At 63.2% G+C, this 13,001-nt stretch carries 12 protein-coding genes and 1 pseudogene; 3 read left to right on the top strand and 10 right to left on the bottom strand.

Features of this window, described 5'->3' with window-relative positions:
- Window positions 1–64: 64 nt before the first annotated feature.
- The 5 genes and pseudogenes from L5014_RS17340 to L5014_RS17320 all read right to left on the bottom strand — a co-directional run.
- A pseudogene (locus L5014_RS17340) lies at window positions 65–958 on the bottom strand (FAD binding domain-containing protein); the annotation flags it as partial.
- A 14-nt stretch (window positions 959–972) separates the two neighbouring features.
- Window positions 973–1,575, bottom strand: coding sequence for a (2Fe-2S)-binding protein (locus L5014_RS17335; RefSeq protein WP_238464963.1), 603 nt, complete (start codon window positions 1,573–1,575; stop codon window positions 973–975).
- Window positions 1,576–1,737: 162 nt separating this feature from the next.
- Window positions 1,738–1,995: a CsbD family protein gene (locus L5014_RS17330; RefSeq protein ID WP_238464962.1), complete on the bottom strand. Its 258-nt coding sequence runs from the start codon at window positions 1,993–1,995 to the stop codon at window positions 1,738–1,740.
- A 355-nt stretch (window positions 1,996–2,350) separates the two neighbouring features.
- Entirely contained in the window at window positions 2,351–2,911 is a 561-nt protein-coding gene (gene phaP / locus L5014_RS17325) for a TIGR01841 family phasin (RefSeq protein WP_238464961.1), read from the bottom strand.
- 97 nt (window positions 2,912–3,008) lie between these two features.
- A complete protein-coding gene (locus L5014_RS17320) occupies window positions 3,009–3,209 on the bottom strand; it encodes a hypothetical protein (protein WP_238464960.1) in 201 nt (66 codons plus the stop codon).
- Between the two features lie 703 nt (window positions 3,210–3,912).
- On the opposite strand from L5014_RS17320, the gene L5014_RS17315 reads away from it, so the two are divergent.
- Window positions 3,913–4,950 carry an STAS-like domain-containing protein gene (locus L5014_RS17315; RefSeq protein ID WP_238464959.1) on the top strand — a complete coding sequence of 346 codons (1,038 nt, stop codon included), beginning with the start codon at window positions 3,913–3,915 and terminating at the stop codon, window positions 4,948–4,950.
- Window positions 4,951–4,994: 44 nt separating this feature from the next.
- On the opposite strand, the gene L5014_RS17310 is transcribed toward L5014_RS17315, so the two are convergent.
- From L5014_RS17310 to L5014_RS17290, 5 genes are all read right to left on the bottom strand, one after another.
- Window positions 4,995–5,486, bottom strand: a complete 492-nt coding sequence (locus L5014_RS17310) for an RES family NAD+ phosphorylase (protein ID WP_238464958.1) — start codon at window positions 5,484–5,486, stop codon at window positions 4,995–4,997.
- Window positions 5,486–5,914, bottom strand: a complete 429-nt coding sequence (locus L5014_RS17305; RefSeq protein WP_238465074.1) for an antitoxin Xre/MbcA/ParS toxin-binding domain-containing protein — start codon at window positions 5,912–5,914, stop codon at window positions 5,486–5,488. The genes L5014_RS17310 and L5014_RS17305 overlap by 1 nt, the downstream gene beginning before the upstream one ends.
- Window positions 5,915–6,006: 92 nt before the next feature.
- Window positions 6,007–7,401 carry an MFS transporter gene (locus L5014_RS17300; RefSeq protein ID WP_238464957.1) on the bottom strand — a complete coding sequence of 465 codons (1,395 nt, stop codon included), beginning with the start codon at window positions 7,399–7,401 and terminating at the stop codon, window positions 6,007–6,009.
- Between the two features lie 263 nt (window positions 7,402–7,664).
- Window positions 7,665–9,071: a sensor histidine kinase gene (locus L5014_RS17295; protein ID WP_238464956.1), complete on the bottom strand. Its 1,407-nt coding sequence runs from the start codon at window positions 9,069–9,071 to the stop codon at window positions 7,665–7,667.
- Window positions 9,058–9,723 carry a response regulator transcription factor gene (locus L5014_RS17290; protein WP_238464955.1) on the bottom strand — a complete coding sequence of 222 codons (666 nt, stop codon included), beginning with the start codon at window positions 9,721–9,723 and terminating at the stop codon, window positions 9,058–9,060. Before L5014_RS17290 ends, L5014_RS17295 begins: the two co-directional genes overlap by 14 nt.
- Window positions 9,724–9,872: 149 nt before the next feature.
- Here L5014_RS17290 and L5014_RS17285 point away from each other — a divergent pair, with 149 nt between their 5' ends.
- Together L5014_RS17285 and L5014_RS17280 are read left to right on the top strand one after the other, a co-directional pair.
- A complete protein-coding gene (locus L5014_RS17285) occupies window positions 9,873–10,958 on the top strand; it encodes an ABC transporter substrate-binding protein (RefSeq protein ID WP_238464954.1) in 1,086 nt (361 codons plus the stop codon).
- 21 nt (window positions 10,959–10,979) lie between these two features.
- On the top strand, window positions 10,980–12,305 hold the full coding sequence (locus L5014_RS17280) for an MFS transporter (protein WP_238464953.1): 1,326 nt from the start codon (window positions 10,980–10,982) through the stop codon (window positions 12,303–12,305).
- The last annotated feature ends 696 nt before the right edge of the window (window positions 12,306–13,001 follow it).

Genomic DNA, 13,001 nt, shown 5'->3' with positions numbered 1-13,001 from the left:
GCGCGCGCTCGAAGGCGCGCACGATCGCGCGGCGCGCGAGCTCGACCTTGAAGGCGTTGCCGGGGCGCGGGTCGGCGCGCGCGACGATCATCCCGGCGAAGCGGGCATGCGTACGCGTATCGTGCGCCGCGCCGCCGATGAGCAGCGCTTCCGCTTCACGATCGCGCCACGGCTTGTGCGCGACCCCGCCGAGCGCGCAGCCCAGCGCGCGTATCATGCCGTCCTCCACGCGCAGGCCCAATGCGACCGACACCAGGGCGAACGCATACGACTGGCGGTCGCGCACTTTCAGATACGTGCAGTGCTGCGCATAGCCTTCGGCGGGCAGATCGATGGCGGTGATGAGCGCCTCTTCGGCGAGCGCGGTCTCGCGATGCGGCGTATCGCCGGGCAGGCGGTGCAGCGAGTCGAACGGCAGCACGCGCGCGCCGTCGCGGCCCGCTATCTGGACGCTTGCATCGAGCGCCGCCAGCGCGACGCACATATCGGACGGATGCGTCGCGATGCAGTGCTCGCTCGCGCCGAAGATCGCATGCATGCGGTTCACGCCATCGAGCGCGGCGCAGCCGGAGCCGGGCGCGCGCTTGTTGCAACTGCTGGCCGGATCGTAGAAGTACAGGCAACGGGTGCGCTGGAGCAGATTGCCGCCGACCGTGGCGGCATTGCGAATCTGCGCCGAAGCCCCCGCGAGTATGGCCTGCGCGAGCATCGGATAACGCTCGCGCACACGCGCGTCCCAGGCGAGCGCGCTGTTGCTCACGAGCGCGCCGATGCGCAGGCCGCCGTCCGGCGTCGGCGCGATGCCGCGTAGCGGCAGCCGTGTGATGTCGATGAGCGCGGCGGGCTGCATGACGTTTTCGCGCATCAGATCGACGAGGTTGGTGCCGCCCGCGAGAAACTGGGCATCGTCGGTGAGCGCGTGCAGGCGCACCGCCTCGGCGACACTGTTCGCGCGCATATAAGAGAAGCGGTTCATGGTGCGTCCTCTTGATCCTCTTTGTCCTTTTCGTCCCCTTCGTCCTCTTTGTCCTCTTTGTCCTCTTCGTCCTCTTTGTCCGTCTGCGCGAGGCGCACGGCCTCGACGGCGTTCGTGATGTTGACGTACGCGCCGCAACGGCAGAGATTGCCGCTCATCTGCTCGCGCACGTCGTCGCGGCAATGGGCGTGATCTTCGGCAAGCAGGCCCACCGCGGAGCAGATCTGGCCTGGCGTGCAGTAGCCGCACTGGAACGCATCGTGATCGATGAAGGCCTGCTGCACCGGATGGAGCGTCTCGCCTTGCGCGAGACCTTCCACGGTCATGATGGCCGCGCCGTCGTGGGCAACCGCGAGCGCCAGGCACGCGTTGATGCGCACGCCGTCCACGAGCACCGTGCAGGCGCCGCATTGGCCGTGGTCGCAGCCTTTTTTCGTGCCGGTCAACTGGAAGCGTTCGCGCAGGAGGTCCAGCAGGCTGGTCCATGGCTCCAGCGTCAATGCGTGGCGCACGCCGTTGATCGTCAGGGCCACCGCCACCGTGCCGGGGGTGGGCGAGCTGGCGACGTCGTGCGTTCTGGTACGGGTAGGGGTGTGCATGACTTCCTCGTGACGGTCCGGGTCCAGCCGGTTCCAGGCCGCTTACGGCGACCGCAGCGATCCGGGAGTGGGCGCGACATGCGGCTCATGGGCGGCTCGTGGGCGGCGCATGGGCGGCGCATGGGCGGCTCATGGGCGGCGCATGGGCGGCTCGTGGGCGGCTCACTCGCGCCGCCACGCCCACAGTGCACCGCAGGCGAGACCCAGTCCCACCGCCACGCCCAGCGCCGCGAGCGGGTTCTCCGCAATCGTCTCGCGGGTGGCGTGCGCGGCGTTGTTGGCGAGCCGTTGCGATTTCCCGCACAACGCCTTCACTCTGCCGGAGACCTGCATATCCGCGTTACCGAGCAGATCGCCGGCCATTGCCTGGGCGCCGCCTGCCATCTCGTGAATCATGCCTTTCGCCTCAGTCCGTTCCATGATCGTGCTCCTTGCGGTGTGGGTGGTGTCCTGAAGCAGCAGTCGTCATGCCCGTGTGGTTATGTGGTCATGCCGATGTGGTCGTGCCCGCGTGCCGCGAACGTTCGCCACGCGACCGAAGCCATTGCAGCCCTCGGCGCGCGAAGCAAAAGCAGGCAGGCCATGAAGTCGATGGACGGCACGGTTAACGGCAAACACGGCAAACGCCCCTGGCCCCGCTGGGTGCAGCGGAGCCAGGGGCGTTTTCGAGGATGCCGGATTTCAGACCTGGCGCATCACCTCGCACACAGCCGCGAGGCACATGAACCGGTCATGCGTCTCGCGAGCGGCACGCGCACGCCATCAACGCGCCGGTTCAGCGCTTCGTGGCCTGCACCACCGGTTCGACGACTTGTTTTGCCGATTTCGTCGCGGTGGCGGTCGCTATGTCGATCTGGGTCTGGGCGACTTCGACGGCCTGTTGTCCGGTTTGCTGCAGCGACCCGTATAGCTGGTTAGCGGCAGTGATGGCCGAATCGATCGCGGCCACAATGGGCTCGGAGCCTTGAGGCGCGCTTTTCGCGAAGTCCTTCAGCAACGCCCGGGTGCGCTCGCCGTATTCCTCGACTTGTGCCTGGGTGCAGCGGGCAAAGGTGGCCTGGGTCGCCGCCGCAAGCTCGAGCAGACGGCGGTTGTAGTCCTGAATTTGTCCGGCGGCCGGGGCGATGAATGCATTGTGTAATGTCAGCCATTCAGAAGGACCCTGGGTGGACAGCGCCTGTTGCGAGAACTCGCGCGTGGTGTCCAGGATAGTTCGGGCGGCCTCCATGTTGAGGTGTGCGAGTTTGTCCATGCCGTCGGCGAATGCGTTACCCAGTTCGGTGAACAGCGTGGCGTTGGACTGTTGCGTGGCGGAAATCATCTCCCGGATTTGCATGATGAAACTCCAATGGGCAAGCAACACGGATAAATTGGGCAGGTGCGCAATCAAGCGCAGGCGAAGCGACGGTGGCGGACCGTGCGCGCAACGGGACTCAGTGGTACTCGCGCGTGATGCTCCGAAGCAGCGACTTCCCGTCGACGGTCAGGCAGGGACGAGAGATACCGGAAGCGAGTTGTTCCATTGCAACCAATTGGTGTTCGAGCAGGACGTCGAATTCCTCGCGAGTGAGATCGAGCTGGTCGGGTGCATCCTTGACTAGCATCAGGGTCGCGAATTCGTGGGGGCTGAGCATGTCTGTCTCCAATATGTATTTAATAGGCAAGGGAAGTCGAGATGCTGGATAAGTCTCGTTGCAAGCTTGTGTGCAGCACATTGCATGACGATCAACTGAAAGCGTCTGGCAAGAAACATGAAACTTCGCCAGCGCGGGCAAAGCGGTGAGGCGGTGAGGCGGTGAACGATGAATCACGACCGGACTGAGCGAGGTCGCTTGCGTGAGCGACCAGGCTAACAGGGCTGGAACCGGGGCGGCGTTTCGAACAGGAGATGCATCTTCGTTCCCCTGAAGCAGGCGGTTTGAAGAGGAGCGCACGGGGAGTGTCGCGGAATCATTATGCAACAGCCACAGCGCGTGGCGTCCGTTCATATGTGGACAGATACGGACAGTACAGGGCGCTCAACGATGCGCTTCCTGCACGGTGGATCGGAAGCCGGTTGAATCAATTCCGCTGTCGGGATTGCCGTCGGGATTGAGTCGATGGATAGGTATCCGATGTATTTATTTCCGAAAGATACCCAGGTAGTTTCCCTTACGACCATGCGGTGCGGTTGCTTCTCGAAAACCCCCGTGGGGCCGGTGGGGCCAGATGGACTCGATGGAATTCCACTGAATCACGATCTGCCGCATCTACGCGTTGCTAGATCACCCAAGCACGGTTGACGAAAAAAAATATAAGGTTGACAATCGGCACGCGTAAGGTTGTCAAAGGTGCTATATGACCAGCAAGGTTCGAGAGAAAGGTGAATTGGTGCGCCGATTCATAGTGGAACATGTCGAGGGCCATAACGGCGACATCGCCGCACTGGCTGCGGACAAGTTTGGGATCAGCCGGCAGGCGGTGAACAAGCACCTTACAAGACTGCGCGAGCAAGGCACGATCACGAAGGAAGGAACGGGACGAGCATCGAGATACAAGCTCCTCCCGATTTTTCAGCAGACCTTTTATTTTCAGATTTCAGATTCGCTCGCAGAGGATGTCGTTTGGCGGCAAAACATCAAGGACACGATCTCGCCATTACCCGACAACGTCCTGAATATCTGGCATCACGGATTTACCGAGATGTTCAACAACGCGATCGACCACTCGGGGGGCACAACGATTGCCGTTCAAGTCACAAAAACTGCGAATTCGACGGAAATCGTTGTTTCCGATGACGGTGTGGGAATCTTCAAGAAAATTCAAAGCGAACTCGGTCTGCTAGACGAGCGTCATGCGATCTTCGAGCTCTCGAAAGGGAAGTTGACTACCGATCCTCGTAACCACTCCGGCGAAGGCATCTTCTTCACTTCTCGAATGTTCGACAAATTCGATGTTCTTTCCGGTGGCTTGTACTTCAGTCATGAGCGAGGCAAGCCGGAGGACTGGTTACTCGAACGCTCGAAGGCACACTCCGGCACTGCTGTTTTCATGGAATTGAACAACCACACGGCAAGGACCACGAGGAAGGTTTTCGACGAATTTACAGAGAGCGACGACTACACGTTCGACAAGACGATTGTTCCGGTGAATCTGGCTAGATATGGCGCCGACGAACTTGTGTCCAGATCACAGGCAAAAAGATTGTTGGCGCGAGTTGAGCTTTTCAAACACGTAATTTTTGACTTCGAGGACGTCGACTCTATCGGGCAAGCATTCGCGGACCAGATCTTCCGGGTTTTTGCGGGAGAACATCCGGAGATCAAGCTTGTGCCCGTGAACACCAACGCCGAAGTGAAAGGCATGATCAAGCGCGCGATAGCGGCGAGGGACTAGACAATACCTTGCCGGGACGAACGACGTCGATACGGACAGGCTCTTCAGTGTCGCTCCGATTTCCCGGAGGCATCTTCCGCGGGAAGAACGAACAGGCGTTCATGCCACAGGACGGGCTGCGGTTCGGATACGGCGATCCTTGCAGCGTCCGGATGAGTGGGATTCACGAGGGCATTGGCTTCGGCCCGCGCGACGACCGAAGGCACAATCAGGATTGCGGAGCGGCATTCGTCCAGCCAGCGGTTGCCGAATTCACGTGCGACTTCCATGGATGGGCCGTCCCATCCATCCGGGAGCGTTTTTGCAGTGTGTGTTTCGACCGCTACGCTATCGGGAACCTGCGCCTCGACCCAGACGTGGGTCTTTGGCACCTTGCCGATCCTCGCGTGAACCAGGACCTCCAGCATGGCGCCCGCGAACGTGAGCGCGCCATAGATCACAGGACGGCCGGGGCTGTTGAACCGAGCGCCGACCAGCATGGCGCCGGTGCCGTTCCAGACCGGATGGCGCCTGTCCGCAATACGGAAGATTCTCATCAGGCCGGGAGCCCGTAGAAGAGCTTCCAGAGCAACTCTTCCACGCGACGCGCGCCCAGTTCAGTCAGCGCGACCTCGAGCGGCGCGCGGCCCTCCAGCAGGGGATGCGGTGCCGCAAGGAAGTCTCGCGCATCGGCGGGATCGTCCCAGACATACGCCGCAGTCGCGTAAACCCGTGCAAGCCGCTCGGTCTTTTCCGATTCGTCCGGGGTCAGCCTGTCGCGACGGCGTTTGTAGGTGGCTTCGGGAACAATGCGCGCCTGGAGCGCGCGCCGGGCCTCCGCAGTCAGTGCAATCTGCTCGACGCCGTTTCGCAGCGCGGATTTGGGCAAGCCTTCCGCGACCTGCGCCTCCAACTCGGCAATCGAATGCGGTATGGGGCTGAGGCCCATTACCGCGGCGATTTTCTCGGGAGAAACGAGTTGCATGGCAGGCCCCGTTTTGTTGATCAAATGAGCCACCATTATAGCTCATTTGATCCCGGGTGTTGCTCACTGTCGGGCCCGCCTGTTGCAACGCTTCAACGCGCCTTCCCTGGCACTTCATGGCCGCGCAGCGAGCAACCGCGCGTCTCGATCACGAAGAACAGTGCGACAGCCCCCACCGCGCAAGCGGCCATCATGTAATACGCCGGAACGAGCGCGCTGCCGGTCTTGTCGATGAGCCAGTCGCTCACGATGGGCGCGGTGCCGCCGAACAACGAGGTCGAGAGGTTGTAGGCGATCGCCATCCCGGCATAGCGCACATGAGTCGGGAACATCGCGGGAAACATCGCGGAAATCGTCGCCAGTTGCGGCACATAAAGCAGCCCGAGCACCGCAAAGCCGATCAGCGCACCGGCCACGCCATGATGCATGAGCTGGAACATCGGCACGGCCGCCACGAACAGGCCGACGAGCGAGAACCACCAGAGCGACTTGCGGCCCATGCGATCCGAAAGATGGCCCGCGAATGGCAGCAGCGCCATCATCGTGAGCATGCCGATCAGCGGAATCAGCAGCGACATGTTTTCACTCACGCCGAGTTCCTTGTGCATATAGGTCGGCATGTAGGCGAGCAGCACGTAGTTCACGACATTGAGCGCCACCACGAGGCCGGCGAGCAGCACGAGCGGCACGCGGTGCTCGCGCAGCAGCGTGCGCAGCGAGATGGCAGGCCGTGCGTGCGCCCGCTCTTCGAGTTGCGCTTCCATTTCGCGGAACACCGGCGTGTCTTCGATGCGCGAACGCAGATAGAAGCCCACGAGGCCGAGCGGCGCCGCGACGAGAAACGGCAGACGCCAGCCCCATGAATGCATCGCGTCGCTGCCGAGCAGCAGCGATGCCGAGAGCATGAGCAGGGCGCCCAGCGAGAAGCCGGCGAGCGTGGCGAATTCGAGGAAACTTCCGCAGAAGCCGCGCCGCTTGTCGGGCGCGTATTCGGCCATGAAGGTGGCCGCGCCGCCATATTCGCCGCCCGTCGAGAAACCCTGGATCATGCGCAGCACGATGAGTGCGGCGGGCGCGAGCCAGCCGGCGCGCGCGTAGGTGGGCAACAGGCCGACCAGCAAGGTCGCGCCCGACATCAGCAGCACGGTTAGCGCGAGCACGCGCTTGCGGCCGAGTTTGTCGCCGAGCGGCCCCCAGAAGAGGCCGCCGAGCGGGCGGATCAGGAAGGAAATGGCGAACGTGCCAAGCGCGAACAGCGTGGCGCTGGCGGTGCTGCCGGGAAAGAGCGCTGCCGAGATATAGGCGAGACCGTAGGCGTAAATGCCGTAGTCGAACCACTCGGTTGCATTGCCGAGCGCGGCGGCGGCAATGGCCTGGCGGGGCAGCGTATGACGCTGTCCGGCTTGCGGTTTGGGCTCATGGGACTCCTCGGCGTCCCAGGGGGACGGACCTGTGGAGTGGGTGGGCCAGGATTCGGCGTATCGCATAAGAACGTCCTTAATCTGGAGTCGCGGTCCGAATGGCCCGCAGGAGTGATCAAGGTAGCCCGCCCAAATTGGTTTCCCGATGTCATAGGACGATTTCGTATTGGTGATTTCCCTGCCCCGGCGGGCGGCGGCTTGTCCACGTGCGCCGACGCATCTTTTGGGCCTGGCGTGGGCCTGGCTTGCACCTGGCGTGCACCTGTCGGTATGGACCGGAGATGCGGCCTCAAGCAGTCCTTTGGACTCCTGTGCGCCAATGCAGTGCGCTATACCTCGAGCGTGGCTGGAAACACCAGCGTGACGGCGAATCCGCCGCTTTCAGGAAAGCCGAAATCGACGCGCCCATGGTGCGCCTTCATGACTTCCTGAACGATCGCGAGCCCGAGGCCGGAGCCGCTGCGGCGCGGCGCGCCATCGGGCTCGAAGCGTTCGAACGGGCGCAGAGCAGCCTCCCAGTGCTCGCGCGGAATGCCGTGGCCGTTGTCGGTCACCGTCAGCGTGAGTGCGTCGCCTGCGGTGGCTACGGTGGCCACGCGCACGACGATCTCGTCCGCGTTGCCGTGCAGCAATGCGTTGTGCAGCACGTTCGACAGCGCCTCCTGGAGGCTGATCGGATCGCCGGCGATGGAGGCGTGCGGCGCGTCGCTTTCGAACGCCACCTGCACGTCGCGCTCGCCCGCCAGCGGGATCGTGCGCCCGATCGCCTCGCGCGCGAGCGCGACCAGGTCCACGGGTTGCAGCGGCACCGCTTCGGTGCGATGAATCACCATCGCGTGATTGAGCAATTGCCCCGTGAGCCGCCCAACGTCGGAGCAGGTCGTGCGCAGCGCATCGAGTCCCTGCGCGTAGCGCGCGGGATCGGTCTCGCCGCTGAGCAGCTCGATCTGCGCGTCGAGCCGCGCAATAGGCGTGCGCATCTGATGCGCGGCATCGGCGATGAAGCGCTGCATCGCCGTCATGCGTTCCGCGAGACGGCCAATGAGTCCGTTGATGGCGCCGATGATCGCGTTGATTTCGCTGGGCGTATCGTGCTCGACGGGCCGCAGGTCGGCGGGGTCGCGCGCGGCGATGATCGTCTCGATGCGCGCGAGCGGCCGCAGGCCGCGCCGGATCGCCAGCCCGCTCGCGCCGATTGCGAGCACGCTCATCATCAGAATGAGCGTCCACACCTTCAAGCTCATGTCGTTCGTCAGTTGCTGACGCGCGTTCGTTGTTTGCGCAACGGTCACGATGGCCCAGCCGGGTACGCGCTCTTCGGGCATGTAGCGCGCGATGGTGGCCGTGCGGATGCGCTGGCGCTGGTAGGTGCCGTTCGCGAACTCGGTGCCTTGCCGCCCAGCCGTGATGCTGGCCGGACTGGGGAGGTTGCCGTAGCCCGCCACCACGACGCCGCGCGAATCGACCACCTTGTAGTAGACGAGGTCGTAGCGCGAGAGCGAAGACAGCGCCGCCACGGGCGGATTGAGCGCGAGCACGCCGCCTTGCACATAGAGATTCTCGGCCACCTGAATGGCGGCGCCAGCGAGCAACTGGTCGTAAGCGCGCTCCGAAGCCACGCCTGCGTAGTAGCGCGCGATGACGGCGAGCGCGAGCGCGCCCGAGGCCACTACCAGCGCGATAAAGAGCAGCGTGCGCCCGAGCAGCGTCTTGCGGAACCAGTCAAAGCGCAGCAATTTGATATCCCATGCCGCGCGCCGTGCGGATTTCGACCGAACTGCCTTGCAGCTTCTTGCGCACGCGCGTGACGTATTGTTCGACGGCGTTCGCGCTGGGTTCGTGGCCGAAGCTGAACAACTGGTTCAGCAGATCTTCCTTCGAGTAAATGCGCTGCGGGCGGCTCGCGAGAATTTCGAGCAGCGCGAATTCCTGGCGCGAGAGCGAAAGCGGTTTGCCGTCGAGCTCCGCGAGCCGGCTGCTGCGGTCGATGGCGAGTCCGCCTACTTTGACGAGGTCGTTGGCATGGCCGCTATTGCGGCGCAACAGCGCCTGCACGCGCGCTTCGAGTTCGCGGTAGTCGAAGGGCTTGACGAGGTAGTCGTCGGCGCCGAGCCCGAGGCCGCTCACGCGGTCGTCGATGGCGGAGCGCGCGGTCACGAGCAGCACCGGCGTCGTGGAGCCCGCCGCGCGCAGATTGCGCAGGACCGCGAAACCGTCCATCGAAGGCAGCATCACATCGAGCACGACCAGATCGAAACGCTCGACGCCGAGCAGGCTGTTGGCCATTGCGCCATCCACTTCGAGATCCACGGCGTGCCCGAGTTTCGTTAGCCGGTTGCGCATTGCCGCGCCGATTTGCGCGTCGTCCTCGACTACCAGAATGCGCATGATGCCGTTCCTGCCGTCTTGTTCATGATGGTATTTGCGGGTTTTCCCGAGGGGGCTATCTCAGCATTTTCTCAGACTCGCCCGGTAATCTCACGCTCCATGAACGATGCCGCGACCCAATGATTAACAGAACGCGAGGAGACGACACAATGGGGCAGCGCCCGCGCGCCGCGCGCGAAAGCACGGCGCCTTCGCTGCGCCGGCGCGCGCTCGTCGCGGCGGGCCTGAGCGCCGCGCTCGCGCAGGCTCTTGTGCCGGCGCTTGTGCCTGCTCCTGTGCGGGCTTCCGTGTTATCGAGCCCGCGCACGGTGCGCATTTCGAAGGGCTACGGCCTGCTGTATCTGCCGTTGCTCGTGATGGAGAAGCAGCGTTTGTTCGAGCGGCACGCGGCGCGCCAGGGCCTCGGCAATGTGAGCGTGGACTGGACGCTGCTCGACGGCGGCAACTCGGTGGACGACGCCATGATGGCGGGGACGCTCGATTTCGCGGCCGTGGGCGCGCCCGGCTTCATCGAGTTGTGGGCGAGGGCGCGCGGCATTCCGAACGTCGAGGTGATCGGCGTGAGCGGGCTCTCCACCACGTCGCTCTCGCTGAACACGAACCAGCCGCGCATCGCCACGCTGGGCGACTTCACGAGCACCGACCGCATTGCGGTGCCGGGCATTCGCACCTCGCTCTCGGCGGTGGTGTTGCAGATGGTGGCGAGCAAGCTGCTCGGCCCGAAGCACTTCGCGCAGCTCGATTCGATCACCGTGAGCGTGCCGCATCCGCAGGCGGTGCAGTCGCTGGTCCGGCACGAAAACGGCATTACCGCGCATTTCGCATCGCCGCCGTTTTCCGCGCTCGAATTGAAGCATGCGGGCATTCATCGCGTCGTCAATTCGATCGACGTGCTGGGTTCTCTGACGCTCGATGTGGTGTACGCGCCCAAGCGTCTCGTCGACGCCGAGCCTGCGCTCGTGCGGGCGTTTCTCGGCGCGCTCGACGAGGCGAACCGGCTGATCGCGCAGGACCGGCAAGCGGCAGCGGCCATCTATGTCGCCGCTTCGGGGCTCGACGTTTCGCACGACGGCGTCATGCAGATGCTCGCCGCGCCCGAGACGCGTTTTTCCGTGTGGCCCGAGCAACTGATGCAGTACGTCGATTTTCTTTACATGGTCGGCACGATCAAGTCCAGACCGCGCGCATGGAACGAGATGTTTGCGACCGCGCTGGGCGAATTTCGCCCGTCCTGACAAAACCACAAGGAGTCCATAGTGAACGCCGCTTCAACCCTCGAACTCCAACCCGCGGAGGAACGGCTCATCATGTCGAAGATCGCGCGGCGCCTGATGCCGATCCTCGTCGTGATGTTTCTGATTTCCTTCATCGACCGGCAGAACGTCGGCTTCGCGAAGCTGCAGATGGTGCATAGCCTCCATATGACGGAGACGGCGTTTGGTCTCGCGTCGTCGCTGTTCTTCATCGGCTATCTGCTGTTCGAAGTGCCCAGCACGCTCGCGCTGCATCGCTTCGGCGCGCGCGTGTGGCTCGCGCGCATCATGTTCACGTGGGGCGTCATTACCGTGCTGATGGGCTTCACGACCTCGATGAAGGTGTTCTGCGGCCTGCGCCTCGCGCTTGGCATCGCCGAGGCCGGTTTTTATCCGGGCGTGATCTATTACCTCACGCTGTGGTTTCCGCAAAGCTATCGCGCTCGCGTGCTGGGCGTGTTCACGCTCGGCAGCGCGCTGGCGAACATGCTGGGCTCGCTCGTCGGCGGCTGGCTGCTGAGCCTGAACGGCGTGTGGGGGCTCGCGGGCTGGCAATGGGTGTTCATCGCCACGGGCCTGCCCGCCGTGCTGGTGGCCGTCACGGTGTTCAAGCTGCTGCCGGCTTCGTATCGGGAGGCGGGCTTCCTGAGCGCGCACGAGAAGGACATCGTCGCGGCTGCGCTCGAACGCGAACAGCCCGAGCACGCGGAGCATTCGCAGCCCTGGAAGGCGCTGCTCGATCCGCGCGTGATGCTGTTTGCCGCGACCTATATGCTGATGTCGACATCGCTTTACGGCGTGACCTACTGGCTGCCGACGCTCGTGAAGTCGTTCGGCGTATCGAGCAGCACGAACGGCATGCTGAGCATGCTGCCGTGGGCGCTCTCGGTGTTGCTGCTGCTGTATTTGCCGGGGAAACTGCGCCGCGCGAAAAGCATTTTGCGCGCCATCTCCATTGTTGCCGCGCTGGGTGCGTTGGGCTTTCTGTTGAGCCTCTTGCTGCCTTCCACGTCGTTGCGTTTTATCGCGCTCGTGTTCGGCGGCGCGTGCATTCCGCTGCTTTATCCGTGCTTCTGGTCGATGCCGCCGCGCTATTTCACCGGCGCGCGTGCGGCGGCCAGCGTCGCGGCCATCAACTCGATTGGCAATCTTGGCGGGTTCTTCGGCCAGAATCTGATGCCGATTGCGGGCAAGGTTACCGGGACCGCATTCGGTCCGATGATCGTGCCGATTGTTTGCCTCGCGGTGCTCGGTATGGGGGCGCTCGTTGCGTGGGCTCGGTTCGAGCGTATGTATGGTGGTGGGGCTGGCGCCTCGGTGGGAAGTTAAGGCGCGGCGGCTGTCGGACGTTAGAGGTGCCTGGTTTTTCGCGGTTGCTATTGTCGCGTTTCCTTGTATTCGTGTCGGTCTATTAGCGTTGCCCCTGTGCGGGGCGGCACCTACTTTTCTTTGCAGCGGCAAAGAAAAGTAGGCAAAAGAAAGCCGCTCACACCGCTAGTGTGACGCCGTCCACCCCTTGCCCATTATCGAAGTGGTTCCGGGGCATCCGTCACCTCGCACCTTCAAACTGAGTGACAAAGGACTCATTCATCCCGCTGCTCGCTACGCGCGCAGCGGTCGGGTATGCAAGGGAAACCAGGGGTTCTGCCTGGGCACTCGAATACGCATGCGCTGCATCAATTCGTATGCATTCCTCTGGTTTTGGGTTATGCCCCACGGCGCGCGCAGCGCCGCCGGAGGTATGAGCCCTTAGTCACTCTGTTGTACGGCGCGTGGCGACAGACGCTCCGGAACCGCTCCGATTAAAGGCGAGTGGTGTACTGCGTCACACTAGCGGTGTGAGCCGCTTTCTTTTGCCTACTTTTCTTTGCGGCTGCAAAGAAAAGTAGGTGCCGCCCCGCACAGGGGCAACGCTAATAGACCACCGCGAATGCAAGGAAACGCGAAAAAGCAACACGAAATACAAAAAAAACCACAGTGCAGGCCGCCACGATTCCCCCGCTCCTGGCGGCCAGCACAAACCGA

It is taken from the genome of Paraburkholderia tagetis (assembly GCF_022213065.1).
In the GTDB taxonomy this organism is placed as follows: domain Bacteria; phylum Pseudomonadota; class Gammaproteobacteria; order Burkholderiales; family Burkholderiaceae; genus Paraburkholderia; species Paraburkholderia tagetis.
Note: the sequence above shows the minus strand (reverse complement) of the source record. Positions and strands in the feature narration are given on the sequence as shown.